At 77.0% G+C, this 24,586-nt stretch carries 27 protein-coding genes and 1 pseudogene; 17 read left to right on the top strand and 11 right to left on the bottom strand.

Annotated features, from left to right (window positions below):
* Window positions 1–155: 155 nt before the first annotated feature.
* Window positions 156–1,343: a YncE family protein gene (locus tag WA616_RS01825; RefSeq protein ID WP_336026782.1), complete on the top strand. Its 1,188-nt coding sequence runs from the start codon at window positions 156–158 to the stop codon at window positions 1,341–1,343.
* A gap of 18 nt (window positions 1,344–1,361) precedes the next feature.
* On the opposite strand, the gene WA616_RS01820 is transcribed toward WA616_RS01825, so the two are convergent.
* Together WA616_RS01820 and WA616_RS01815 are read right to left on the bottom strand one after the other, a co-directional pair.
* The gene (locus WA616_RS01820; protein WP_336026781.1) at window positions 1,362–2,216 is read right to left on the bottom strand and encodes an enoyl-CoA hydratase; all 855 of its coding nucleotides are present in this window, start codon (window positions 2,214–2,216) and stop codon (window positions 1,362–1,364) included.
* On the bottom strand, window positions 2,213–2,932 hold the full coding sequence (locus WA616_RS01815; protein WP_336026778.1) for a hypothetical protein: 720 nt from the start codon (window positions 2,930–2,932) through the stop codon (window positions 2,213–2,215). Before WA616_RS01815 ends, WA616_RS01820 begins: the two co-directional genes overlap by 4 nt.
* A gap of 155 nt (window positions 2,933–3,087) precedes the next feature.
* Here WA616_RS01815 and WA616_RS01810 point away from each other — a divergent pair, with 155 nt between their 5' ends.
* Together WA616_RS01810 and WA616_RS01805 are read left to right on the top strand one after the other, a co-directional pair.
* Window positions 3,088–3,864 carry a cyclase family protein gene (locus WA616_RS01810; protein WP_336026775.1) on the top strand — a complete coding sequence of 259 codons (777 nt, stop codon included), beginning with the start codon at window positions 3,088–3,090 and terminating at the stop codon, window positions 3,862–3,864.
* Window positions 3,861–5,522 (top strand): thiamine pyrophosphate-binding protein, encoded by a 1,662-nt coding sequence (locus WA616_RS01805; protein ID WP_336026773.1) that lies wholly within the window; start codon window positions 3,861–3,863, stop codon window positions 5,520–5,522. Before WA616_RS01810 ends, WA616_RS01805 begins: the two co-directional genes overlap by 4 nt.
* Window positions 5,523–5,530: 8 nt before the next feature.
* Here the strand turns inward: WA616_RS01805 and WA616_RS01800 are convergent, their stop codons facing one another.
* On the bottom strand, window positions 5,531–6,772 hold the full coding sequence (locus WA616_RS01800) for an MFS transporter (protein ID WP_336026771.1): 1,242 nt from the start codon (window positions 6,770–6,772) through the stop codon (window positions 5,531–5,533).
* 151 nt (window positions 6,773–6,923) lie between these two features.
* Window positions 6,924–7,265 (bottom strand): hypothetical protein, encoded by a 342-nt coding sequence (locus WA616_RS01795; protein WP_336026770.1) that lies wholly within the window; start codon window positions 7,263–7,265, stop codon window positions 6,924–6,926.
* Between the two features lie 386 nt (window positions 7,266–7,651).
* Between WA616_RS01795 and WA616_RS01790 the strand changes: the two genes are divergently transcribed.
* Both WA616_RS01790 and WA616_RS01785 read left to right on the top strand, forming a co-directional pair.
* Window positions 7,652–7,987: a TraR/DksA family transcriptional regulator gene (locus WA616_RS01790; RefSeq protein WP_336026769.1), complete on the top strand. Its 336-nt coding sequence runs from the start codon at window positions 7,652–7,654 to the stop codon at window positions 7,985–7,987.
* A gap of 177 nt (window positions 7,988–8,164) precedes the next feature.
* Window positions 8,165–9,376, top strand: a complete 1,212-nt coding sequence (locus WA616_RS01785) for a PucR family transcriptional regulator (RefSeq protein ID WP_336026767.1) — start codon at window positions 8,165–8,167, stop codon at window positions 9,374–9,376.
* A gap of 16 nt (window positions 9,377–9,392) precedes the next feature.
* On the opposite strand, the gene WA616_RS01780 is transcribed toward WA616_RS01785, so the two are convergent.
* The 3 genes from WA616_RS01780 to WA616_RS01770 all read right to left on the bottom strand — a co-directional run bounded on the left by WA616_RS01780 (window position 9,393) and on the right by WA616_RS01770 (window position 11,412).
* On the bottom strand, window positions 9,393–9,719 hold the full coding sequence (locus tag WA616_RS01780) for a hypothetical protein (RefSeq protein WP_336026765.1): 327 nt from the start codon (window positions 9,717–9,719) through the stop codon (window positions 9,393–9,395).
* Window positions 9,720–9,868: 149 nt separating this feature from the next.
* A complete protein-coding gene (locus WA616_RS01775) occupies window positions 9,869–10,636 on the bottom strand; it encodes an SDR family NAD(P)-dependent oxidoreductase (protein WP_336026762.1) in 768 nt (255 codons plus the stop codon).
* Window positions 10,633–11,412, bottom strand: coding sequence for a crotonase/enoyl-CoA hydratase family protein (locus tag WA616_RS01770; protein ID WP_336026760.1), 780 nt, complete (start codon window positions 11,410–11,412; stop codon window positions 10,633–10,635). The genes WA616_RS01775 and WA616_RS01770 overlap by 4 nt, the downstream gene beginning before the upstream one ends.
* Window positions 11,413–11,703: 291 nt before the next feature.
* On the opposite strand from WA616_RS01770, the gene WA616_RS01765 reads away from it, so the two are divergent.
* Complete coding sequence (locus WA616_RS01765) at window positions 11,704–11,922, top strand: hypothetical protein (RefSeq protein WP_336026759.1); 219 nt, start codon at window positions 11,704–11,706, stop codon at window positions 11,920–11,922.
* 263 nt (window positions 11,923–12,185) lie between these two features.
* On the opposite strand, the gene WA616_RS01760 is transcribed toward WA616_RS01765, so the two are convergent.
* From WA616_RS01760 to WA616_RS01750, 4 genes and pseudogenes are all read right to left on the bottom strand, one after another.
* On the bottom strand, window positions 12,186–13,112 hold the full coding sequence (locus WA616_RS01760) for an NAD(P)/FAD-dependent oxidoreductase (protein WP_442901968.1): 927 nt from the start codon (window positions 13,110–13,112) through the stop codon (window positions 12,186–12,188).
* A gap of 44 nt (window positions 13,113–13,156) precedes the next feature.
* Window positions 13,157–13,258: pseudogene (locus WA616_RS24430) on the bottom strand (NAD(P)-binding protein); the annotation flags it as partial.
* Between the two features lie 136 nt (window positions 13,259–13,394).
* Window positions 13,395–13,751 carry a hypothetical protein gene (locus WA616_RS01755; RefSeq protein WP_336026755.1) on the bottom strand — a complete coding sequence of 119 codons (357 nt, stop codon included), beginning with the start codon at window positions 13,749–13,751 and terminating at the stop codon, window positions 13,395–13,397.
* Between the two features lie 44 nt (window positions 13,752–13,795).
* On the bottom strand, window positions 13,796–14,740 hold the full coding sequence (locus WA616_RS01750) for a helix-turn-helix transcriptional regulator (RefSeq protein WP_336026754.1): 945 nt from the start codon (window positions 14,738–14,740) through the stop codon (window positions 13,796–13,798).
* 559 nt (window positions 14,741–15,299) lie between these two features.
* On the opposite strand from WA616_RS01750, the gene WA616_RS01745 reads away from it, so the two are divergent.
* The 11 genes from WA616_RS01745 (at window position 15,300) to WA616_RS01695 (ending at window position 24,565) form a co-directional block, all read left to right on the top strand.
* Complete coding sequence (locus WA616_RS01745; protein WP_336026753.1) at window positions 15,300–16,136, top strand: AfsR/SARP family transcriptional regulator; 837 nt, start codon at window positions 15,300–15,302, stop codon at window positions 16,134–16,136.
* Between the two features lie 188 nt (window positions 16,137–16,324).
* Window positions 16,325–16,609, top strand: coding sequence for a hypothetical protein (locus WA616_RS01740; RefSeq protein WP_336026751.1), 285 nt, complete (start codon window positions 16,325–16,327; stop codon window positions 16,607–16,609).
* A gap of 139 nt (window positions 16,610–16,748) precedes the next feature.
* On the top strand, window positions 16,749–17,456 hold the full coding sequence (locus WA616_RS01735; RefSeq protein WP_336026749.1) for an AfsR/SARP family transcriptional regulator: 708 nt from the start codon (window positions 16,749–16,751) through the stop codon (window positions 17,454–17,456).
* A gap of 99 nt (window positions 17,457–17,555) precedes the next feature.
* Window positions 17,556–18,374, top strand: coding sequence for an AfsR/SARP family transcriptional regulator (locus tag WA616_RS01730; protein ID WP_336026748.1), 819 nt, complete (start codon window positions 17,556–17,558; stop codon window positions 18,372–18,374).
* A 94-nt stretch (window positions 18,375–18,468) separates the two neighbouring features.
* A complete protein-coding gene (locus tag WA616_RS01725; protein ID WP_336026745.1) occupies window positions 18,469–19,596 on the top strand; it encodes a DUF2235 domain-containing protein in 1,128 nt (375 codons plus the stop codon).
* A gap of 124 nt (window positions 19,597–19,720) precedes the next feature.
* On the top strand, window positions 19,721–21,400 hold the full coding sequence (locus tag WA616_RS01720; RefSeq protein WP_336026743.1) for a hypothetical protein: 1,680 nt from the start codon (window positions 19,721–19,723) through the stop codon (window positions 21,398–21,400).
* A 9-nt stretch (window positions 21,401–21,409) separates the two neighbouring features.
* Window positions 21,410–22,120: a peptidoglycan-binding domain-containing protein gene (locus WA616_RS01715; protein WP_336026741.1), complete on the top strand. Its 711-nt coding sequence runs from the start codon at window positions 21,410–21,412 to the stop codon at window positions 22,118–22,120.
* A 70-nt stretch (window positions 22,121–22,190) separates the two neighbouring features.
* Window positions 22,191–22,931 (top strand): peptidase, encoded by a 741-nt coding sequence (locus tag WA616_RS01710; RefSeq protein ID WP_336026740.1) that lies wholly within the window; start codon window positions 22,191–22,193, stop codon window positions 22,929–22,931.
* The gene (locus tag WA616_RS01705; RefSeq protein WP_336026739.1) at window positions 22,859–23,047 is read left to right on the top strand and encodes a hypothetical protein; all 189 of its coding nucleotides are present in this window, start codon (window positions 22,859–22,861) and stop codon (window positions 23,045–23,047) included. Before WA616_RS01710 ends, WA616_RS01705 begins: the two co-directional genes overlap by 73 nt.
* Before the next feature lie 15 nt (window positions 23,048–23,062).
* The gene (locus tag WA616_RS01700; protein ID WP_336026738.1) at window positions 23,063–23,407 is read left to right on the top strand and encodes a hypothetical protein; all 345 of its coding nucleotides are present in this window, start codon (window positions 23,063–23,065) and stop codon (window positions 23,405–23,407) included.
* Between the two features lie 342 nt (window positions 23,408–23,749).
* A complete protein-coding gene (locus tag WA616_RS01695) occupies window positions 23,750–24,565 on the top strand; it encodes a DNA/RNA non-specific endonuclease (RefSeq protein WP_336026737.1) in 816 nt (271 codons plus the stop codon).
* The last annotated feature ends 21 nt before the right edge of the window (window positions 24,566–24,586 follow it).

Below are 24,586 nucleotides of genomic sequence, written 5' to 3'. Positions count from 1 at the left end.
CAGGGAGGGTAGAGCGTCCCGCCGACAGGTCGCGGCAGCCGCGCTCCGCCGGCACCGGGGTCGCGCCCGTCGCACCCGCCGGGGGCCGACCTCTTGCCGCGGACCCCGGGCGCGCCCACCATGCTCTCCCGGGAAGCGGACGGGAACGAGTCGGAATGGACCTCCACCACACGGTCGCCCACGGACGGCACCGCCGCAGGCGCACCCGCCTGCGGGGCGCCGCGATCGGCCTCGCGCTCGCGCTCCTCACCGGGATCGCCGTCGCCGTGTTCCTCTGGCCCAGCGGCCCGGCCTCCCCGGGGCAGGCGGAGGCTGCCCCCACCTCGGCCGGCACGGGCGGCGCCGGGCACGAGGGGCACGAGGGCCACACCTCCGCCCCGTCGGACCCGGCCGGCGCGTCCTCCCTCGGCGCCCCGGCACCGGCGTCGAGCGCCGCGAGCCCCGGCGCGGGTCGCGCGGTCCCCGTCGGCCGCGCGCCGCACCACGCGGCCATCGCGCCCGACGGCCGCTTCGCCTACGTCGCCGATCCCGCCGCCCGTGCGGTCATCCGCTTCGACACCGCCCTGGGCGCGGCCGTCGGGGCGATCCCCGTCCCCGAGGCGCCGCCGCAGCTGGTGACCTTCGCCCCGGACGGCTCGCGGGCCTACGTGTCCGCCTACGACGAGGGCTTCACCGTCAACGCCGTCGTCACCATCGACACCCGCAGCGACACCAGGGTCGGCGCCGTGCCGGTCGGGCGGGGCCCGTACGCCGCCGCCACCACCTCCGACGGGCGGCTCCTCTACGTGCCGTACTTCGACGAGGACCACCTCGACGTCCTCGACACGACGACGGGCGAGCTGGTCGACCGCATCGAGGTCCCGCCGTCCCCGCACTGGGTCGCCTTCCCCCCGGACCGGCGGTCCGCCTACGTCACGAACCACTTCTCCGACGTGGTCACGGTGCTGGAGCTCGGGAGCAACCGGGTGGTGACGTCGATCCCGGTGGGCGACGGCCCGCACAGCCTGGAGGTCTCCCCGGACGGGACGCGCATCGCGCTGGTCGACTACATCAGCGACGACGTCGTGCTCATCGACCCCGCCACGAACACCGTGGTCGGCACCGTGCCCGCGGTGGGCGCCGGGCCGCAGGACGTGACCTGGGCCCCGGACGGCCGCCACCTCTACACGGCCAACGTCGACGACGGCACCGTCGCGGTCGTGGACGTGCGCGCCGGCGTCGTCACCGCGCGGATCCCGACCGGCGCCGACCCGACGAGCGTGTCGGTCACCCCCGACGGGCGCCGGCTGCTCGTCACCAACTTCGGCGACGGGACCGTCCGGCTGCTCGACGCCGCGGGCTGACGGGGCGCCGCCCCGTGCCTAGGCGGGAGCGCCCCCGCCGAACACCGGGTCGCGCTTCTCGACGAAGGCGCGGGCGGCCTCCGCGTGGTCGGCCGTGGCGAAGGTGGCGAGGTGGTGGGTCACCTCCACGTCCATGTACTCGTCGAGCGGGGCGGTCAGCGCCAGCGCGACGTTCTCCTTCATCGACGCCAGCGCCGTGCGCGGGCCGCCCGCCAGCCGGCGCGCCACCGCCATCGCCTCGCGCTCGAGCGCGTCCGGCGGCAGCACGGCGTTGACCAGCCCGAGGCGCAGGGCCTCGTCGGCCGACAGCCGCGGCGAGAGGTACAGCAGCTCGCGGGCGCGCGCCGGGCCCACGAGCCGCACGAGGAACCACGCGCTGCCGTAGTCGCCGGCCAGCGCCACCTTGGCGAACGCCGTGGTGAGCACCGCCGACGACGCCGCGTAGCGCAGGTCGCAGGCCAGCGCGAGCGACAGGCCCGCCCCCGCCGCGGGCCCGGGCAGCACCGCCACGGTGGGCTTGGGCATCCGCCACAGGCGCCCGCTGGTGGCGCGCTGGCTCGTGCGCTGCCGCCGCTCCGCCGCCGCGCCGGGCGCACCGGGGGAGCGCTCGGCGAAGCCCTTGACGTCCCCGCCCGCGCAGAACGCGCCGCCCGCGCCGGTGAGCACCACGGCGCCGACCGCGTCGTCCTCCTCGACCCGCGCGAGCGTCGCGGCGAGGGCGGTGAGCATCTCCTCGGACAGCGCGTTCCGCCGCTCGGGGCGGTTGAGCGTGAGGACGGCGACCCCGTTCTCCACCCGGGCGAGCAGGTGGTCGGTCCCGGTCTCGATGCCGGTCTCGATGCCGGTCCCGGTGTCCGCTCCGGTGTCCGTCACGTCTCCTCCTCCAGCGGGACGACCTCGAGGCGCACGCCGCCGAGGTCGGTGGTGCGGGGTGTGGCGCCCCGCAGTGCCAGGCGCGCCGCGGTCACCGCGGCGACGTCGCCCGCCCCGGCGACGAAGACCAACTGCTGGCGGCCGCCGTCGAGCCGCAGCCGGGCGCCGTCGTCCGCGGGCACCTCCAGCAGGTCCGCCCAGCGGCGGGCCACCGCGGCCGGGTCGGAGTCGGGGACGGCGACGGTGACCTCGCGCAGCCCGCCCGCGCACGCCGGGCTCCGCCCGGTCCAGGCGGGGCCGGCCCACCGCCACGACCTCGCCGGGTCGACGGTGTCGAGGGCGAGCAGCACGCCGCCGGTGTCCCGGGGGTGCAGGTGCACGTCGATGGCGTCGGGCAGCTCGGCGCGGTGCACCTCCCGCACGCCCAGCGCGGCCAGGCGCGCGGCGGCCGGGAGCGCCGGCGGGCCGTCGGCCATGAGCATGTAGCCGCCGTCGCCGCCGTGGCGCGCGAGCCACCGGCCGGCCGCCGTGCCGGGTTCCGCGGGCGAGACCACCTCGACGAAGTCGCAGCCGGCCGCGAGGACGGCGTTGGTGAGGCCGAACGCGCCGACGTCGGGGTCGGAGTGCGGCTCGGGTGCGGCGAGCAGCTCGCGCAGCGCCCGCTCCAGCGGTGCCCGCTCCGCGGCGGCGAGCACGAGCTGGCGCAGGCGGACCACGCGGCCAGTCCAGCACGCGGGGGAACCGGCGACAAACCCGACGACTCGGCGGCGACCAGCGGCGGCGACCAGCGGCGGAGACCAGCGGCGACGCGCCGCCGCCGTCCGGCGTCCCGGGTGGTTGGCTGGGCCCCCACCTGCGAGAAGGGTCCGCGATGTCGCTCCTGTCCAGCTTCGCCGAGGCACTGGCCTCCGGCTCCCTCGAGGTCGTCGACCTCACCGCGCCGCTGTCGTCGACGACGCCGGTCATCCAGCTGCCGCCGCCGTTCGCGCAGACGGCGCGGTTCGAGCTGGAGGAGCTCAGCCGCTACGACGACCGCGGCCCGGCCTGGTACTGGAACAACTTCCGCACGGGCGAGCACACCGGCACCCACTTCGACGCGCCCAACCACTGGGTCACCGGCCGCGACGGCGACGACGTCGCCTCGGTGCCGGTGCGCCGGCTCGTGGGCCCCGCCGCCGTCCTGGACTTCTCCGACCGGGTGGCGCAGGACCCCGACTTCCTCCTCGAGGTCGAGCACGTGCGCGAGTGGGAGGCGGCGCACGGGCCGCTGCCCGAGGGCGGCTGGCTGCTGTACCGCACCGGCTGGGACACCCGTGCCTTCTCGCAGGAGGACTTCCTGAACGCCGACGAGAGCGGCCCGCACACCCCCGGGATCTCGCCCGCGTGCGCCCGGTGGCTGGCCGAGGAGGCGCCGGTGATCGGCCTCGGGGTGGAGACCGTCGGCACCGACGCCGGCGCCGCGCACTCCTTCGACCCGCCGTTCCCCTGCCACGCGGCGCTCATGGGCAGCGGCAAGTACGGGCTGACGCAGCTGCAGAACCTCGACCGGCTGCCGCCGACCGGGGCGCTGCTGGTGGCCGCGCCGCTGCCCATCGTGTCGGGATCCGGCTCGCCGGCGCGGGTGCTGGCCCTGGTCGAGCGCGGGTGAACGTCGCGCAGGCGGTCGGGGAGACGCTCGTCCGCTGCGGCGTCGGCACGGTCGTCGGCGTGGTGGGGTCGGGCAACTTCCACGCCACCAACGCGATGGTCGCGGCCGGCGCCCGCTACGTCGCGGCCCGGCACGAGGGCGGCGCGGCCACGATCGCCGACGCGTACGCCCGGATGAGCGGCACCGTGGCGGCGCTGAGCCTGCACCAGGGCTGCGGGCTCACCAACGCGCTGACGGGCATCACCGAGGCGGCCAAGAGCCGCACCCCGCTGGTGGTGGTGACGGCGGAGGCGACCTCGCCGCGGTCGAACTTCGCCGTCGACCAGACGGCGCTCGCCGAGGCGGTCGGGGCGGTGCCGATGCGGGTGACCGCGGCGCGGGACGCGGTCGCGGTGGCGACCCGGGCGTTCACCACCGCGCGGGACGACCGCCGCGTCGTCGTGCTCAACCTCCCGCTGGACGTGCAGGCGGAGGAGGCCCCCGCCGGGCCGGGGACCGCGCCGGAGGTCACGGCCGTGCCCGCGCCGGCGCCGGCCGACGTCGCGGCCCTGGCCGAGGCCCTCGGGCGGGCACGCCGCCCGGTCTTCGTCGCCGGCCGCGGCGCGCGCGGGTACCGGGCCGAGCTGGCCGAACTGGCCGGCCGCTGCGGCGCCCTGCTCGCCACGTCGGCGGTGGCCCGCGGGTTGTTCCGCGGCGACCCGTGGGACCTCGACGTCTCCGGCGGGTTCGCCACCCCGCTCGCCGCCGAGCTGGTCGCCGGGGCCGACCTGGTCGTCGGCTGGGGCTGCGCGCTGAACATGTGGACCACGCGGCACGGCCGGCTGATCGCCGACGGCGCCGTCGTCGCCCAGGTGGACCTCGAGGCCGGGGCGCTCGGGGCGCAGCGCCCGGTCGACCTCGGGGTCGTCGGCGACGTCGGGGCGGTGGCCCGGGCGGTGGGCGCCGCCATCGCTGGCGGCGGAGTCGGCCGGGGAGTCGGCGGGGGAACCGGCGGAGGAGCCGGGTACCGCACCGACGACGTGCGCCGGACGCTGGCCGCGCGCCGCCGGTGGCGCGACGAGCCGTACGACGACGCCGGCGGCGACGGCCTGGTCGACCCGCGGACGTTCACCGCCGCCCTCGACGACCTGCTGCCGGCCGAGCGCGTCGTCGCCGTCGACTCCGGCAACTTCATGGGCTACCCGAGCATGTTCCTCGACGTCCCCGACGAGTCCGGGTTCTGCTTCACCCAGGCGTTCCAGTCGGTGGGGCTGGGCCTGGCCACCGCGATCGGCGCGGCGCTGGCCCGGCCCGACCGGCTGCCGGTCGCCGCCCTCGGCGACGGCGGCGCGCTCATGGGCGCCTCGGAGCTGGAGACCGTCGCCCGGCTCGGCCTGCCCATGGTCGTCGTCGTGTACGACGACGCCGGCTACGGGGCCGAGGTGCACCACTTCGGGCCCGACGGGCACCCCCTGGACACCGTGCGGTTCCCCGAGACCGACTTCGCCGCGATCGCCCGCGGGCACGGCTTCACGGCGGTGACCGTCCGGGACCCCGGCGACCTCGCGAGGGTGGGGGAGTGGCTCGCCGGGCCGCGGGACACCCCGCTGCTGGTCGACGCGAAGGTGACCCGGGACCGGCCGTCGTGGTGGCTGGAGGAGGCCTTCCGCGGCCACTGACCCCGGCGTCAGGCCGGGAGGGGCTCCGGCCGCAGCACCCGCCGCGCCGCCGCGGCGGAGGCCAGCGCGCTGCCGAGCACGACGGCGGCGGCGAGCGCGGGCAGCGCCAGCGCGGCCTGCGCGCCGAACCGCTCGACGACGCCGCCGGTGAGCGCCGACGCGGTGGCCTGCCCGACGACGACCGCCGAGCCGAGCATCGTCATCGTGGTGGTCGACCGGCCGGCCGGGCTCAGCTGCGCGGCGAGGCTGTACTGGCTGACCAGGGTGGGGCCGACGCCGAGGCCGAGCACCGCCAGCGCGGCGAGCAGCACGGGCACCGAGTCCGCGGAGGCGTAGAGCAGCGTGCCGGCCAGCAGCAGCCCGCCGAACACGAGCCACCGGGCCCGCAGCGAGAAGCGCGCCGGCAGGGCGGCGGAGCCGAGCGCCAGCGCGGCCGAGCCGATGCCCATGACGCCGTAGAGCAGCCCCGCGCGGTCGCCGTCGCCGTCGGCGGCGAGGAAGCCGGTGAGCGAGGTGAGCGTCGCGCCGAAGAACAGGCCGATGCCGAGCGCGCCGGCGACGACGGTGACCAGCGGGACGCGGGCCAGCTCGCGGGCGGGCGCCGGGGCGACCGCCGTCTCCCGCGCGGCGTCGTCGACCCGGCCGGTGGGGTGCAGCGCGAACCAGGTGACGAAGACCAGCGTCAGCACCGCCGCGGCGGTGACGGCCAGCGACGGCGCCACCGCGGTGGCCAGCAGGCCGACGACGAAGGGCCCGACGATGAAGACGACCTCGTCGGCCGCGGACTCGTAGGCCATCGTGCCGGTGAGCACCTTCTCGCGGCGGCTCGCCGCGACGGCCCGCCGGATGATGGCGACCAGGCGGGTGCGCGACATCGGCGCGACCTGGGGCGCGGAGACGCCGATCAGCACCGCGAGCGCGAGGACGGCGGCGTCCGGGGCGCTGCCGCCGACGACCGGCGGGAGGACCGCGAGCAGGGCCGCGTTGACGACCCCGACGGGGACGAGCACCCGGCGCTGCCCGAAGCGGTCGGCGGCCGCGCCCAGCAGCGGGCCGGCCAGCGCGGTGCCGAGGCCGGCGACGGCGGAGGTGAGACCGCCGAGGACGACCGAGCCGCGCTCGGCGACGACCAGGGTGAGCAGGCCGACGGTGATCATCGCGAACGGCAGCCGGGCGGCGAACGCGACGGGGAAGTAGGAGACGCCGGCGTGCTGGAGCAGCGTGCTGCCGGGACGGCGGGTGTGGAACATGACCTCTGCTGGGTGTTCGAGCGCGCCGCCTTGCTCGAACAGCAGGTAGTTGCACGGGTCCCCGGGGGGACCGCTCCACGATACCGGCACGCCGCTCGGTGCATCGACCGACCGCCGTCGACGAGCGCCCCGTCCGGGTGCAGCCCCACGGTCAGCGGCCGGCCCCGGGCGGGCCCGACCGGGGCCCGACGGACGTGTCCGGACCCGGGGGGTCCTCCGGGACCCACCCGGACATCGGCACGAGCGCGGACGTGCACGACTCGCCGACCTCCCGCCACCACCGGGCCAGAGGCCACGCCAGCAGCGCGGCCACGAGGGCCGGCCCCGCCCACGGGGCGCCGACGACGACGCCGGCGACGGACACGGTGACGACCGTGGCGACCGCCACGGCCACCACGTGGGCGCGCGCCCGGGGACGTCCGCCCCGGCGCGCGTCCCGGGCCCACGCCCGCTCGATCTCCTGCCAGGCCTGCTGTTCCCGATCGTCGAGCACGGCCACCACCTCCTGTCCCGACCCTGGCCGCACGGCCCGGGTCGGACCAGGGGCGCGGCCGGACGTCCCGGGCCGGCCGTCCCTTCCGGGGACCGGCAACGACGGCACCCCTGGCGCGACCTTGCCGGGCGCCGGCAACGCAGGGGGTGACCGGTTCGCCGGGCGGAGCCCTTCTCCCCGCCGGGACGGGGCGCGACGGTGGGGTCGCGGCCCGGACGTGCCCGGCCGCGGAGGAGTGCCGGGGACGGCGGGCGACGCCACGTCGCGGTGCCGGACGCACCGGGGACCTCCGCGGACGGGCCGGCTCTCCGGGCCGTCCACGCACCTGTCCGGGCGCGCCTCCCTCGGTGGGAGGCGCGCCTGCCGTCTCGTCGAAGGAGTCGACCATGTCCGTCACCCTCCCCTCGCCGGCTCCGGCTCCCGCGGCTCCGGGGACCCGCTGGGAGCCCTTCCGGCACCTGCTCACCGACCAGCGCGCCGACTGCCTCCGGCAGCGGGAGCTGGCTCTCTCCGAGGCGGCCACGGCCGTGCCGGACCCGGTCGCGGTCCGCCGCGCCGCGACCCTGCAGCGCACGGTCGAGGAGATCGACGCGGCGCTGCAGCGGATCGCCGACGGCAGCTACGGCGTGTGCACGGACTGCCATGGGGACATCTCGTCGGAGCGGCTGGAGTTCCGGCCGCACGCCGCGACCTGCGTCGCCTGCCCGCAGCCGGCCTCCTGACGGCGGGTGCGCCGCCAGGGGGACCGGCACCGGTGGGCGTGGCCCGTCCCGCCGGGGGAGGGCCACGATGGCAGCCGCCGGGGACGTGTACCGGTCACACGCACCGGCGACGTGTCCCGGCGACGTGTCCCGGCGACGTGTTCCGACGATGTGTCCCGATGAGGTGGAGGAGGGGTCGTGACCCGCAGCCGTCCGACGGAGCACGAGCCGGTCCTCGCCGAGTGGCTGAGCTCGGTCGGGACGTCGGCGGCGGCGGCCGTCCGCGTCCCGGCCGACCTGCTCGGCGGGTACCTGCCGCTGCTGGCCGACGCCGCGATCGACGGCCGCCGTCCCGACCCGTTCGAGCTCGACGCCGTCCGCGAGCTGGGCCGTCAGGCCGCCGCGGAGGGCGTCAGCGCGCGCCGCGCCGTCGACCTCTACCTGTCCGCCGCGTGGCGGCTGTGGCGGCAGCTGCCCGCCGTCGCGCGCTCGTCGGACGCGGAGGAGGTGCGCCGGGCCGCCGAGGCGGTCCTGCGGGTGCTCGACGACGCCGTCGGCGTGCTGGTCGACGGTCACCAGGCGGAGCGCCGCGCGATGATCCGGCAGGAGGAGGCGTTGCGGGTCGAGTTCGTCGACGACCTGCTCCGGGGGGACGCCGACGTCTCGCGGATGGTCGAGCGCGCCGAGCCGTTCGGCATCGACCTGGGCAGGGCGCACCAGGTCGCGCTCGTGGCCCCCCGGGACGGCGAGGGCACGCTCGACCGTGCGGCGATCGCGCTGGAGCGTGCGGTAGTCGACCGGATCGGTGACCGCGAGGTGCTGGTGGCTCCCAAGGACGGCCGGGTGGTCGTCGTCGTCCCGGGGACCGGTGCGCCGGCGCCGGCCATCGAGGAGCAGGCCGACCTGGGCGCGGCGCTGCAGCAGGACCTGTCCCGGCGTGCGGTGCCCGGGCGATGGCGGGTGGCGACGGGGCGTGCCTTCGCCGGCGCCTACGGCGTCGCTCGCTCCTACGAGGAGGCGCGGGAGGCGCTGACCGTGGCCGGGAGGCTCGGTCTGGACGGCGACGTCGTCCACGCCCGTGACCTGCTCGTTCACCGGGTGCTCGGGCGCGACCAGGCGGCGATGGTCGACCTGGTCCGGGACGTGCTGACGCCGCTGGACCGGGTGCGGGGCGGCGCGGAGGTGCTGCTGGAGACGCTGCGGGCGTACTTCGACGCCGGGGACGTCGCCACCGAGACCGCCCGCCGGCTGCACGTCTCCGTCCGCACGGTGACCTACCGGCTGGCCCGCGTCGCCCAGCTCACCGGCCACTCCGTCGCGCGGCCCGACCAGCGGTTCGCGCTGCACGCGGCGGTGCTGGGCGCCCGGCTGCTCGACTGGCCGGCGGCGCCCCTCCCTCCCGAGCCCTGAGCGCCCGCTCCCGCGGTCACCGGCCGGCGGACGCGCCGGTCCGGCGGCTCGCCGGGACGCCGCCCGAGCGCGGGACCCGGCCGGTCCTCGCCGGCCGGCGGCGCCACAGCGCCCAACCGAGCACGGTCGCGATCCCGAGCGCCACGCCGGAGACCACGGCACCGAAGAGCACGAGGAAGATCGCGAGCCACGCGCCCGCGACCACCCAGCCCGGCGCGTCCTCCCACTCCGGTAGTGAGCGCGTCGCGGTCGCGCCCGCCCGCCGGGCGGCGGGTCCCGGGGCGGTCTCGTCCCAGGAACGCTGGACGTCGGCCCAGACCCGTCTCTCCTGGCTGCTCAGCACGGGGCACCTCCTGTGGTCCCCTCGACCATCCCGCGCCCCGGCGGCGACCCACCACGGGTCCGGTCGGTCGACCGGGACGGCGTGTCGTTGCCGACCGTCGGCAGGTGCCGTCCCGGGCGGCCGCGGGGCCCGCGCGGTGCACCCGGGGCTCAGAAGACCGCGTAGCCGCCGTCGACGAGGACCGTGGTGCCGGTCTGGTAGCTGGAGGCGTCCGCGGCGAGGTAGACGGCGATCCCGCCGAACTCCTCGGGCCGGCCCCAGCGGCCCATCGGCACGCGGGAGATGACCCGGTCGGTGAACACCTGGGAGGACTGGGCGGCGGCGGTCATGTCGGTGGCGGTCCACCCGGGCAGGACGCCGTTGACGCGGATGCCGTGCCGGGCGAGCTCCACGGCGGCCGAGCGCACGAACGCCGTCAGCCCCGCCTTGCTCGCGCCGTAGGCGTGGTTGCGGGCGGTGCCGCTGATGGCGGCGAGGCTCGCCACCGCGATGACCGACCCGCCGGTGCCCTGCTTCACCATCGCCCGGGCGGTCTCGCGCAGCGTCCAGAAGGCGCCGTCGAGGTTGGTGTCCATGACGGTCCGGTAGTCGGCGGCCGTCGTCTCGACCAAGGGCGTGAGGGGGACGCCGAGCCCGGCGTTGACCACGACGACGTCGAGGCCGCCGAGCAGCGCCACCGTCTCCCGCACGCCCGCCGCGACGGCCGCCTCGTCGGAGACGTCGACCTGCTGGGCGTGCGCCACGGCGCCGTCGGCGGCGAGCGCGTCGGCCGCGGCCCGCACCCGCTCGGCCCGCCGTCCCCAGAGCGCCACCGACGCCCCGTGGCCGGCGAGCGCCCGGGCCATGGCCAGCCCGATGCCGGACCCGCCGCCGGTGACCAGCACGCGGCGGCCGGTCAGGTCGAACAGGGCGCTCACGCGAGCCGTCGCCGGACGACCGCCACCTGCTCCGGCGAGCCGATCAGCGCGCCGATCTCGTCCTGCTCGGCCTGCAGCCCCTCGGCCAGCGGCACCCGGCCGGCCAGGTCGAGCAGCCGCTTGGTGGCCCGGGTGGCGCTGCGGCTGTGCCCGGCGATCTCCGCGGCGAGGGCCTGCGCCTCGGCGAGCGGGTCGGCCGCCTCGCGGGTGGCCAGGCCCAGCCGCGCCGCCTCGCTGCCGCTCACCCGGCGCCCGGTGAGCGCGAGCTCCTTGGCGACGTCGCGGCCGACCAGCTCGGGCAGCAGCTGGGTGCCGCACATGTCGGGCACCAGGCCCCACTGCACCTCCATCACCGACAGCTGCGCGTCGGGGGCGACGAGGCGGATGTCGGCGCCGAGCGCGACCTGCAGGCCGCCGCCGAAGGCGAACCCGTGCACCGCGGCGATCACGGGGGCGGGCACCAGCGACCAGACGTGCACGGCCTGCTGGCCCAGGGCCCGCGCGGCGCCGAGCGGCTCACGGGGGACGACGACCCGGCTGCCGTCGGCCATCGCGGCGAAGGAGGCGAGGTCCAGGCCGGCGCAGAACGCCCGGCCGGCGCCGGTGAGCACGACCGCGCCGACGTCGTCGCGGTCGACGAGCGAGGTCCCGACGGCGACCAGCGCCTCGAACATCGCCGGGTCCAGGGCGTTGAGCTTGTCCGGCCGGTCCAGCCGGACGGTCGCCACGCCGTCGGCCACCTCGAGCGCCACCCGGCGCGAGACGTCGTCGTCCACCCGACCTGTCTAGGGTCCGGGTGAGACGGGTGTCAACGCGACGGCGCGGGCACGCAGGCCGGCCCGGATCCGCCGGGACACCGAGCGCCGGGTCACCGGGCGGGTCACCGGGCGGGTCACCCGGGGCGGCCTGGCCGGGGTCCGAGGTCGCTGGTCGACCGCACGGCTCCGGTGGACCCGGTCGGTCCTCGACGGCTCGTCCCGAGGGGCGGACGTGCACATGTCGGTGTCGACTACCGGCTCACCGGGGCCGCGACCTGCGTCGAGCAGCTCGCCCCCGCCTTCGCCGCGGTGCCGGGCCTGCTGATCGAGATCTGGCTGACGTCGGCCGACGGCCACCTCGACGGCGTCCACGTGTGGGCCGACGAGGAGGACCACGGGGCTCTCCTGGCGGGCGACCTCGCCGCAGCCCTGGCCACGGACCCCCGCATCGTGGACCCGACCGTGCGGGGCTGGTCGGTCGACGCAGCTCCCCCGGCCATCACGCCGGTCCGGCTGCCGCCCACCTGACGGCGACCGCGGGATCGGGGACGGCCCGGTGGCGGGCGCCTCGGTGGAGCGGTCCGCACCGAGGCGCCGCGCGTCCTGCCGAGCGGCCGCGCCGGCGGCTCGTTCCCGCAGGGAGGCCTCCAGCTGGACCCGTGCGCTGCGCGCGATCCTGGCGGGGCTGAGGAAGCGCCAGGGCGTGATCAGCCTCCCGCCGTAAGGGGCGAGGTCGGCCGCCAGTTGGTCGTCGCGCGCGGCGGCCGCGAACATCAGGCGCTCGAGCGGGTTCACGGTCCGCCCGCCCGCGAGGTCCGCGATGAAGAAGTGGTGCGCGGCGAGGGCGCGGTGGTGCCGGTCGGCGTAGCGCCGGAGCGCCCGGTCGACCGCGCGGAGGTGTCAGGGGCCGGTCCGCTCAGCACCGGGCCGATCCCGTCGGCGAGCCACACGGCGGACTCCAGCGCCCATCCGCAGCCGACTCCCCACTGGTAGTCGGTCGTGGGCGCCGCGTCGCCGACGAGGGCCAGGCCCGGCGCGGCCGCTCTCCTGCTCACGTCCGGGTGGTGCGGGACACCGACGTAGTCCGACACCCGCCGTGCCCGGCTGAGATCGGGCGCATCCGGGAGGCCTGCGACGAGGCGGCGGAGGTTGCCGTCGACGTCCCGGCGGAAGTCGGCCAGCTCGTCGGCCGTGAGCATGACCGCGACGACGGTGGTCCCGCCGTCGTTGGGGAACACGTAGGCGACGTCGGGGTCCGTGAACCACATCAGCGAGCGTGGTCCCCGGGGGAGGGGGACGTCCTCGAAGGAAGCGAAGTAGATGAAGCGCCCGTGCTTCCTCTTCTTCACGGGCACCCCGGCCCACGACGCCACGGGGAAGTGCCTCCCGTCCGCACCGACGACGACGCGGCCGGGGAACCGCTGCTCCTCACCCGTGTGGTCGGTCGCCTGCACACCCTCCACGCGACCGCCTCGCCGGATGAGCCCGGTGGCCTTCACCCCGAGCCGGAGGTCGACCCCGGGCGTCCCGGCCGCCGCATCCCGCAGCATCGGGTCCAGGACACTCCGCCGGACGTTGTACCCGTACAGCCCCTCGTCGGGCGGCCGGATCCACCCGTAGCGGGTCCAGAGGTCGATGCCGTTGGGGACCGCACCGGCGGCCTCCAGGCGGGACGTGAGCCCCAGTCGCCCGAAGACCGTCGTGGCGCCGGGCTGGATGTAGTGGGTGCAGGCACGCTTGTAGAAGGCCGGGTCGGCGGCTGCTCGAGCACCGTGATCCGCAGGCCCTGACGGGCCAGCAGCATCGCCGATGCGCAGCCGCTGAGGCTGCCACCGACGACGAGGACGTCGGATGTCCTCTGCACGACGACCAGCCCTTCCCCAGGTGTCGCCGGGGCCCTCCGGGGGACGGGGCGCGCCGGCCCGGTGCTGAGAGGATGCGGAGCGGCGCCTCACCGTGGCGTCACCGGCGCTGGCGGGCCACGCCCGCCCGGTACCCGCCTACTGCCCCGGGGCCGTGCCGGCCAGCGAGTCGGGTGCGGAGGCGTCCTCGTCCGTCGCGCCGATGACGAGCGGCAGGACCGAGCGGTAGGCCTCCGGGAACACGAGCACGACCACGGTCGGTGCCTCGAGACCTGCCGCGGCCGAGTCCAGGGGCAGCTCGTCGAGGTACCGGCGCGCCGCGTCGTCGTCGCCCCACACCTCGACGCCGTGCAGCTCGGACCCCGATGACCACGTGCGGCGGTGCAGGCACGGCCCCCCGGGCGCCAGGCGGACCGGCGGCAGCAGCCGCCGCAGCCGGGCCAGGTGCTCGGGTCCGGCGTCGGTCCAGTGGAGGTGGATGACCAGCTGCGACATGGCGTCCTCCCGGGGAACCGCATCCGGCGTCGGCGTCCGAGACGCTAGGGAGGGCCGGGGACGAGCGTCTGTACGTACTCCTCCCCACGGACGGCGCCCTGCCGGCCGTGGAGGCGGGCGGGACCGCTCGCGGGTGCCGGCGCGGTGGTGCGGTGGCCTCCACGGTGCAGGGAGGGGACCGGTGGCGGGGGACGGGTGGCCCCGGTCCGTCCGCCGGGTTCGGCGGGCGCGGCGAGCAGGCCGGCGTCGCGGGCCCGCTGGACCGCCATCAACCGGTCCCGCACGCCCAGCTTCCGGTACAGGTGCTCGAGGTGCTTGTGCACCGTGCGGGGCGAGGTGTGCAGGCGGTGGGCGATCGCCTGTGCGGTGAGGCCCGCCCCGAGCAGGCGCAGGACGGCGAACTCGCGGTCGGTCAGGCCCAGGTCGCGGCCGGGGGCGTGCTGCTCCTCCGGCAGGCCGTGGAGGGCCCGGTGCTGGGCGAGCAGCACGGCGAGGGCGGGGAGGACCAGCTCGGCCAGCTCGAGGTCGGCGTCGTCGAAGTCGTCGTCGGGACGGCTGACCACGTAGGCCTCGATCCCGTGGCCCACCCACAGCGGCAGCGAGAGCTGGTGGGTGATCCCGAAGTGGCGGGCGAACGCCGACCACTCGCCTGCCATGCCGGGTGGCGCCACCTCGCGGGGCACCCGGCTCAGGACCTGTGCGGCGGAACCGCCCGTGGCGGCGTACCAGCGGATGAGCGGGTGGGTCGTGGCGTCGGGGAGGATCCCGAGCGCGGGCACCGCGGGCAGGTAGTCCTCGGGCCAGCCGCCGACGACGTGGTCCACCCACCGGCGGTCCACGACGTTGCGCGAACAACAGGCAGCGTCGAAGGACTCCCGGAGCAGCGCCGCCACGCGCACATGAGGGAACTCCCGGACGCGCGACTGCCCCTGCAGGATCTCGCCGACGAGGGCGAGCCACGCTGCGTGACACGTCGTCGTGCGCGACACCTTGCTGAGCGTAGTGCGCTGGTCGCCGATCGTGGAGGGACCTTCGGCCCGTCGTGGCCGGTCGGACGCGGTGCCGTGACCGGCCACTACGCAGACCTGCGTACGGCTCCCGAGCCGCCCCCTGCCGGGGTCGGCCACTCACTAGCGTGGCCCTCCCGCAGCTGTCATGCGTGCGTCCAGGGGGAGCCATGCCGGTCGGAGTCGTGCACCCGCGTGTGAGGACCGCTCGTCCCGAGGAGGCCGGCCGGGCCGGTCCGCCGCGCCTCGCGCGCGACACCTGATCCACCGGTCCGCCGGGCAGCACGCAGAGGGCGGTCCCCGCTGCGGCCTCCGCCCACCGGGCGGGACCGGCTGGACGGCCACGGCCTCCCGACGGCCGGGGCCGGGCCACGGACGTCCCGTCGACGGGGCACGTGTCCCCTCCTGCGGCGGTCCGGTGCCGTCCTCGACCGGCAGCCGGCGTGGTCCCGGGGCCGGGGCCCTCCCATGTGGGGGCCGGGGCCCTCCCGCGCGCCACCGTCGTCCGCCGTCGGCCGTCCATGTAGGGAGGAGCTGGCCCGTGGAACGTCCGTCCCGTCCACACGTCACGCTGCTCGACGGCTTCGGGCTGGACCTGTCCGGATCCGCCCGGGGGCCGGCTCCCGACGACCTGCCCCGCGCGGTGCAGCGGCTCCTGGCGCACCTGTGTCTCCAGCGCCGGGCGACCCGCGCGGCGACGGCCGTCCGCCTGTGGCCGGGCGCACCCGAGGATCATGCACACGGCAGCCTGCGATCTGCGTTGTGGCGGCTCAACAGGGCGGCTCCCGGCCTGGTCGAGGGGACGGGCGGGTCGCTGCACCTGACGGCTGCCGCCCGGGTCGACGTGCACGACCTCGAGGCCTGGGCGCGGCGGTCCACCGCGCCGGGCACCCGCGCCGGGGACGTCGGCCTGCCGGAGCCGGTGCTCCTCGGGGACCTCCTCCCCGGCTGGTACGACGACTGGGTGCTCCTCGAGCGGGAGCGCCTGCGTCAGGTCCGCGTCCGTGCGCTCGAGGCCGTCGCCGTCCGGCTCGCCTGCGCCGGCCGGCACGGGGAGGCGCTGCAGGCGGCACACGCCGCCGTCCGCGACGAGCCGCTGCGCGAGAGCGCCCACCGGGTGGTGGTCGGTGTCCACCTGGCCGAGGGGAACGTGGCCGAGGCGGTCCGTGCCTACGAGCTCTTCCGGGCCATGCTGGCCGACGAGCTGGACGTCGCCCCGAGCGAGCAGCTGACCGGGCTCGTGCGGCACGTGCCCCGCGTCCGCCGCATCGCGTGCACGGCGCCGGAGCGGGCCGGCGCGCCGCGGCCCGGCCGCGCGCCGCTTGCGAGCGCGGTCCGGCCGCCCGAGCGCCGGTCCCTGTCGTTGACGTCCCGGTGACGGGGAGGCGCGAGTCTCCGGTGACAGGACGCGACGACGCCGCCGGAGGGCGGCCGGAGAGGGACCACCGTGACGGACGCCGGGGTGCACCACGAGAGCACGGGGCGGCCGGAGGACGACGGCTCACGCCGCCCGGGGACCGCCCGCTCCGCGACGGGACCGGCCGGCCCGGCCGGGGGTGCGCGGCCGTGACCCCCCGTCGGTCACGGGTGTCCGGCCGCCACGGCCCGCGCCTCCGTCGGGCGACGACGACCGACCGGAGCGCCGCGCTGGTCGTCCGCGTGTGGTTCGAGGACGACGCGCAGGCCTTCCGCGGACGCCTGACGGCCGTGGAGACCTGGCCCGGCGGACCGGATGCGGAGGAGGTCAGCGTGGCCGTCGCCGCCTGCCCGGGGGACGTCGTCGACGCCGTCCGCGACTGGTTGGACCGGTTCGTGGACGACGTGCCCGGCCGGGGGGACGGCGGTGGATGAGGGACCGGCGGGCGGCGGCACCCCGCCTCCTCCCCGGCACGGTGTCCGACGGGGATGCCCCGTCAGTCCGGCACCGCTCGCCCGGGTCACGCTCCTGGACGGCTTCGCGCTCCGGCTCGGCCAGGACACGCACCCACCGGTGCGGGACCTGCCGCGGGCGATCCAACGTCTCGTCGCCCACCTCGCCCTCTCGCGCTGCCCGCACCGCGACGCCGTCGCCGGCGCACTCTGGCCCGACGTGCCCGAGGAGCACGCGCACGGCAGCCTGCGGTCGGCCCTGTGGCGGCTGCGGCGGCTGGCGCCGGGGATGGTCGAGACACCCGGGGACTCGCTGCGCCTCGGGGCGGACGTGCGCGTGGACGTCCGGGAGCTGGAGACCTGGGCGTCACGGGTCCTCGACCTCCGCGTCCGCGGCGGCGACGTCGTCGTGCCCGAGGAGGCGCTGCGCGGCGAGCTCCTCCCCGGATGGCACGAGGACTGGGTCGCGCTCGAGCGGGAGCGCGTGCGCCAGCTCCGGGTGCACGCGCTCGAGGCCGTGGCCGACGAGCTCATCCGTATCGGTCGGCCCGGCGCGGCGGCCGAGGCCGCCCGCGCCGCCGCCCGCGGGCACCCGCTCCGGGAGAGCGCCCACCGCGTCCTCGTGCGTGCCCACCTGGCGGCGGGCGAGGTGGCCGAGGCGCGCCGCGCCTACGAGTCGTTCCGCGAGGCGCTCGCGGACACGCTCGGGATCGCGCCGACCCCGTCGATGACCGCCCTGCTCACCGATCCCCGGCTCTTCGACGGTCGGCCCGCGCCGGGGCCCGACGTCCTCCGGGAGGTGCCCGGGGCCGGACACGGGAGCGGCTGAACCGCTCGCCGGCCGCCGTCCCCCTCCCGGTCAGGTATCAGCGACGTCCGGGTGCGCCTCCTCCGGTCGAGGACTCCCACTCGTGATCGGGGAACGCGCATGGACCGGACACCGCGCGCGGCTGCGGCCGGCGGATCGCACGTCACGCTGCTCGGCGGGTTCTCCGTCCGGGACGCCCGCGCCGTCGGCCGGCCGGTCGTGGAGGACCTGCCGCGGTCGGTGCAGCGCCTCGTGGCACACCTGTGTCTGGCCGGCCGGCCCTCCCGTGCCGCGGTCGCCGGCTGCCTGTGGCCCGACGTCCCGGACGAGAGGGCCCAGGCCAGCCTGCGGTCCACGCTGTGGCGGCTGCGCCGGTCCGCCCCTGGGCTCGTCGCCGCGACGCCCGACACCCTCCGCCTGGGCGCGGGCGTCCGGGTCGACGTGCACGAGCTCGACGCGTGGGCCGACGAGGTGGGCGATACCAGCACCGGGACGGACCGGCTCGTGCTGCCGCCCCCGGCGCTCCTCGGCGACCTCCTCCCGGGCTGGTACGACGACTGGGTGCTCCTGGAGCGCGACCGCCTGCAGCAACGGCGGCTGCACGCCCTGGAGACCGCGGCGGGCCGCCTCTGCACCGCGGGCCGGCACGCCGAGGCGATCGAGGTCGCGTACCTGGCCATCCGCGCCGAACCGCTGAGGGAGAGCGCCCACCGCACCCTCGTCCGGGTGCACCTCGCCGAGGGCAACCTCGCCGAGGCCCTGCGGGCCTCCGCCGCCTTCCGGGACCTGCTCTGGCGGGAGCTCGCCGTCCCGCCGTCCCGCCGGATGCAGGAGCTGGTGTCCCGGTGGCAGGTGCCCGTTCCCGCCCGTGACCCGCGCACCACCCGCCTGCCGCGGCCGCTGCTCGCCGCCGCGACGGCCGGGGCGCTCCGGCCGTGACGGGGCGCCCGCCGGTGACGGCGCGGTGACGCTGCCCGCCCTACGGTGCGCCGCGACCGCCGGCAGGGACCGGCCCGCGGAGGAGGAGGTCGTCATGCCGAAGCGCCTGGTGCTCTGCTGCGACGGCACGTGGAACACGGCCGGTCAGGAGCGCGACGGCCGCCCGTGCCCCACGAACGTCGCCAAGGTCGCCCTGGGGGTCGACCGCCGGGGCGAGGACGGCGTCGAGCAGCGGGTGTACTACCAGCAGGGGGTCGGCACCCGGCCGGGCGAGCGCCTCCGGGGCGGGGCCTTCGGCGTGGGCCTGTCGCGGAACGTGCAGGACGCCTACCGCTTCGTCGTCGAGCACTACGACCCCGGCGACGAGCTCTTCCTCTTCGGATTCAGCCGCGGCGCCTACACCGCGCGCAGCACCGTCGGGCTCATTCGCAACTGCGGCGTCCTCCGGCGCGAGCACGTGGACCGGCTGGGGGAGGCGTACGCCCTGTACCGGTCGCGGGCCACGGGTCCGCGCGACCTCGAGGCGCAGCTGTTCCAGCACGCCTACAGCCATACCCCGCGGATCCGGTTCCTGGGGGTCTGGGACACGGTGGGCTCGCTCGGCATCCCGTCGGTCGGGCTCGGCCTGTCGCGGCTGCTCAACCGCCGCTGGGAGTTCCACGACACCCGGCTCAGCAGCACCGTCGACACCGCCTGTCAGGCGCTCGCCGTCGACGAGCGGCGGGCGCCGTTCGCGCCCACGCTGTGGGACCGGCGCTCGGTGGCCGGGCGCCCGGGGGTCGAGCAGGTCTGGTTCAGCGGCGACCACTACGACGTCGGCGGAGGGCATGCACGGTCGGAGCTGGCCGACATCGCGCTCCTGTGGATGGTGGACCGCGCCCGCTCCTGCGGACTCGCGTTCCGCGACGACGCCTACCGTTCGCCGGCCGACGGCGCCCCGCGGGTCTTCGACGGCCGGACCTTCCCCGTGGACCCGGATCCCCTGGGCGTCCTGCACGACTCGCGGAGGTGGTTCTTCCGCCTGCTGCGGCCTCACGCGCGGCCGATCGGTGCGGAGGACGCGTCCTCCGAGTCCGTGGCCTCGACCGCGGTCCGGCGGCACGAGGACCCCCGGGCGCGGTACGCCCCGCGCCAGCTCGTCGCCTACCTCGAGGGCAGCCCGCAGGTCACGCAGGTCCTCGGCACCGGGGCGCGCCCGGGCGCGCCCGCACTCACCGGCTGACCGGCCCGGTGAGGGACCCCACCGGACGGGCCCACGAGAGGGAGGGCGCCGTGACCGCCCCGGACCACCCGGCCCCCGTCCCGGTGACCTGCGCCGGACCCGCTGCCGACCGGTCCGCACCGCCATGACGAGGGACACCCGACCGCGCACGGGCCGGGTCGACGCCCTCGCCGCCCACCTCGAGCCGGCCTTCCGCCTGCTCGCCCCGGCCGGTGACGCCTCCGGGGCCGACGACCTGCCCCGACGGCTGGCCCGGGTGCTCGAGCAGCGGCCCGCGGACGTCGACGCCCTCTACGACCGCTACCTCGGCACCCCACCGCACGACGCCGAGGCCGGGCAGCAGCCGCCGGCCGAGCCGTCGACCGTCCACTGGGTCCGCGAGCACGTCTGGAACGCGCCGGGCTCGGTCTTCCTGGTCGTCACGGGGCTGGCGACCGCGTCCTACGTGGCCTTCCGTACTCACCCGCTCTGGCAGGTCCCGGCCGCCCAGGCGTTCGCCGTGCTGCTCCTGGGGCTGTTGCCCGGCTTCCTCTACCTGCGGTTCATCCGCTTCCGCATCGGACCCCTCTGCGACGAGTACGTCCAGGTCCTGCACCGGCTCGGTGTCGACGAGCCCCGTTTCCTGCCCGAGCCCTCGCGCTCCTCCGCGGCCTGGCGCCGGTGGTACGAGTCCGGCGGACCGGGCTACCGGTGCCGGCCGAGCAGCTACCAGAGCAGGTTCGTCGGGCAGTACGGGCGCTGGCCCGCCTCTGACGACGACCTGCACAGGGACACCCTCAGCCGGCTCGCCTCGGTCTATCTCTGCGTCGCCACCCTCACCGTGTGCTGGGCGTTCGTCGTCTGGTCCGCTCCCGTGGCCGACACACTGCCCCGGTCGGTCGACGCGCTCCGGGCCGGCTTCCTCGGGGCCTACTTCTTCCTGCTGTCGCTGCTCATCCGCCGCTACTTCCAGAACGACCTCCGTCCCGGTGCCTACCTCGCCGGCGTCGTGCGGGTGGTGACGGTGCTGGTCCTCGTGGCGGGCATCGACCAGGTCTTCGCCCTGAGCGGTGCCGCGGCCGGGGGGCCGGATCCCCTGGAGAACGTCGTGGCCTTCGCGGTGGGCGTCTTCCCGACGGTCGGGATCCAGTTGCTGCGCCGCGTGGCGGGGAAGCTGACCGGGCCGTTCCGCGGCGGCCTGGAGCCCCCGTTCCCCCTGTCGCAGCTGGACGGCATGGACATCTGGAGCGAGTCCCGTCTGGCCGAGGTCGGCATCGAGGACGTCCAGCACCTGGCCACGGCCGACCTGGGCGACGTCGCGCTCGTCGCACGCATCCCGATGCAACGCATCGTGGACTGGGTGGACCAGTCCCTGCTCCTGCTCCGGACGGGTCGGCCTCGGATCGACAACCTCGACGACCCGTGCACGACCTATGCCGGGCTGCGCGCCCTCGGCGTCCGGACGAGCACCGACCTGCTCGAGCTGGTCGACGCCCTCCGCCTCGACCTGCGGCCCGGCGGCTGCTGGCCCGGCCCCGACTCCCCGGTCGCCCCACTGGCCCTGCCGACCGGGTGTCGTCCGGGGCCGGAGGGCGCCACGGCCGCGGACGGGACACCGGAGCTGTCCCTGCTCACCCGCATGGCGCTGGCTGCGGTGACGCTGCGCAACGAACCGAACCTCCGCCTGCTGGTCAACTGGCACCGCACGGCTCCGGAGGGTCAGCCGCCCGTCGGGCTCCCGGCGACGCATCTCCGCCGTCCCGGAGAGCCCCAGGTCCCGCCCCTGGTCGGAGCGGATGCGGCCCCGGTGACGGCCGCCGGGTGAGGTGGCGCCATGACCGACGTGCTGCCAGGGGCGACGCCCGACGAGATGCTGCCGGGGGCCGCCGACGACGTGGCGCCCGGGGTCCCGCGTGCGGAGGCCGGGCTCCCGGCCCGGCTGCGCAGGATCCGGGCTGGGCGGAACACGGCCTTCGACCGTCTGGTCCTCGACCTCGACGGTCCCGTCCCGGGCGTGCGGGTGCAGTACGTCGACGTGCTGCGCCACCAGGGGAGAGGGGACGAGATCCCGCTGCGCGGCCGCGCCGTCGTCCAGGTCGACGTCCACCCGGCGACCGCGCACACCGACGACGGGCGCCCGACCCTCGAGGGCCCGCTCCCGGGGCTCGCCGGGTCAGCCGCCTTCCGGGACCTCGCGGACGCCGGGGACCTCGAGGCGCAGCTCACCTGGGGGATCGGCGTCGCGGCCCGCACGGGCGTCCGGGCATCCACGCTCACCGGCCCGACCCGGGTCGTCGTCGATGTGTGGCACGCCGAACCGGGCACCGGCACCCGGCTGCTGCGCCGCGGGGACAGCGGCGCCGCCGTCGCCACCTGGCAGTGGCGGCTGGTGCTGGCGCTGGGCCGGGCTCTCGACGTCGACGAGCACTTCGGCTCCCGCACGGAGGCGTCGACCCGTGACTTCCAGCGGGCGCACGGCCTCGCCGCCGACGGCGTGGTCGGGCCCGCCTCCCGGGCGGCCATGCGGCACGCCCTCGGGCTCTGAGCTCTCGGCGCAGCACCCAGGACGTCCCGCGCCGCGGTGGCGACGGGCACCACGAACAGGAGGACCAGCCGTGGCCGACCACGAGACCCACCTCGCGCGCGCCGACGCCGGGCGCGCCCGGGCGCTCGCGAAGACCGACTCGCCGTTCACCATCGAGGTCCGCTTCCTCGGCGGTCTCACCGACGCCCAGCGGGACGCGTTCGCCGCGGCGGCCGACCGCTGGGCGCGGGTCATCGTCGGTGACCTCCCCGACGTGCTGGTGGACGGCGAGGTGGTCGACGACCTGCTCGTCCTGGCGCAGGGCGTGCCCATCGACGGCCCCGGGCGGATCCTCGGGCAGGCCGGCCCGACGCACGTCCGCCCGGAGGCCGCCGGGAACGCGGCGTTCCTCCCGGTGAAGGGGATCATGTCCTTCGACACGGCCGACCTCGCGCGGATGGAGTCCGACGGCACCCTGCACGACGTGATCGCGCACGAGATGGGGCACGTGCTCGGCATCGGCACCATCTGGGACCTCAAGGGCCTCCTGCAGGGCGCCGGGACGGCCGACCCCACGTTCACCGGCGCCGGCGCCCAGGAGGAGTTCGGCGCGCTGCTGGGCGGCGGCCCGCAGCCGGTACCCGTGGAGAACACCGGGGGTCCGGGCACGCGCGACGGCCACTGGCGGGAGAGCGTGTTCCGCGACGAGCTCATGACCGGCTTCGTCGGCGCCGCGGGCAACCCGCTCAGCCGCCGACCGTGGCCAGCTTCGGCGACCTCGGCTACCAGGTCGACGTCGACGCTGCCGAGGCCTACGAGCTCCCGGACCTGATGGCCCTGGCCGTCAGCGGCGGGCTGGTGCCGCACGCGGCACCGATCGACGACGGGATCGTGCTGCCGTCGATCCCGGTCGTGCTGCCCGGCGGCAGCCTGCAGCCGGCCGGCTGACCGGACGAGGCGCCGGTGAGCGACGGCGGGAGCCGCGGGCGCGGGCGACCGGGGGACGGCGCCCGCGAGGAGCCCGCCGTCCGCCGGCCCGGGTTCGTCGTGCTCGGGGCGGAGGCGCTGCCCCCGGCGACGAACGTCGTCCGGCCGGTGCCGCAGCCCCTGACCCACGAGCTGGTCGTCGACCAGCCGTTCACGCTCGACCGGCCCGGCGGGGACCGCGGCCCCGATGGTGTGCTGCCGGCGGGGACGCGGGTCGCCGTGCTGCACGCGGGCGACGACCGCTGCCGTGCCGTCACCTCGTCGGGACTGGCCGTCGACGTGCCCCGCGCGGCCCTGCGGGAGCTGCCGCCCGGGGCCTGAGGAACAGCGTCGCCGCAGCGGTCCGTCCAGCCCATCGGCGCGGAGGAGGCCCCGGTGTCCACCCACACGACAGACGTCCGCGAGGACGGCGGGACCGACCCGGTCCCGGTGCCGCCCGGAGAGCTGCTCGCCGCCCTCCGGCGGTTGCTCCGGGCCGGAGGTCCGGCGTCCCTGGATGACCTCCACCTCACCTCCCTGGGGATCGGGTACGGCACCGTCGGGGCTCGCCGTGTGCCGGAGGTGTCGATCCGGTTCCTCCTCGACCGGGAGCCCGTCGACCCTCGCGGGCCGCTCCAGGGGCACGCGGTTCCACGGGATGCCGTCCGGGGCGACGGCGCGACCGTGCGGGCCGGCGTCGGGTACGACCCCGGTTTCCTCGGCGTCGCGGTGCCGGCCCCCGCTCCCGGTGCCGCGGTCCTCGCCGACGTGGCCCCGACGACGGACGGGGGCACCGTCGTGGAGCACGTGCACTTCTCCCTGCAGATGAGCGCCTCCCGCCGGTTCGCGCTGTGGGTCGCCTGGAACGTCGACGGCGGCGCCCTGAAGGCCCTCAGCCGCCGGGGTCTCCGCTTCGCCCGGGACCCGCAGGTCGCCGGGCACCTGCAGGTGGGCGACGAGCTGTACGCGGGCAACCGCCTGGACCGGGGGCACATCGCGCGCCGGGCCGACCTGGTCTGGGGCGACCTGCCCATCGCCGAGGCGGCGAACCGCGACTCGTTCTACTTCACCAACATCGCGCCGCAACTCGACGACTTCAACCAGAGCCGGCGCGACGGCGTCTGGGGCCGGCTCGAGGACGCCGTCTTCGCGGACGTCGACGTCGAGGACCTGCGGGTCAGCGTCTTCGGCGGGCCGGTCCTCGCCGCCGATGACCGCCTGTACCGCGGGGTGCGGTTGCCGCGCGAGTACTGGAAGGTGCTGGCCTTCCGCGCGGACGGGGAGCTGCGGGCGCGGGCCTTCCTGCTGACGCAGGCACTCGACCCCATCGCGCTGCTCGACCTCGACGAGTTCCGGGTGTTCCAGGTGGCGCTCCCGGAGATCGAGGCCCGCACCGGGCTGCGTTTCCCCGACGTGCTGCGGGCGGCCGACCTGCCCGTGCTGCCCGGGCTGGTGGGGGAGCGCGAGCCGGTGGACGGCCTCCCCGACATCCGGTGGTGACCGGCCCCTCGCCGTGCCTCC

It is taken from the genome of Geodermatophilus sp. FMUSA9-8, assembly GCF_037034165.1.
GTDB classification, from domain to species: domain Bacteria; phylum Actinomycetota; class Actinomycetes; order Mycobacteriales; family Geodermatophilaceae; genus Geodermatophilus; species Geodermatophilus nigrescens.
The sequence above is the reverse complement of the archived record's forward strand: the minus strand, read 5'-3'. Positions and strand labels throughout refer to the sequence as shown.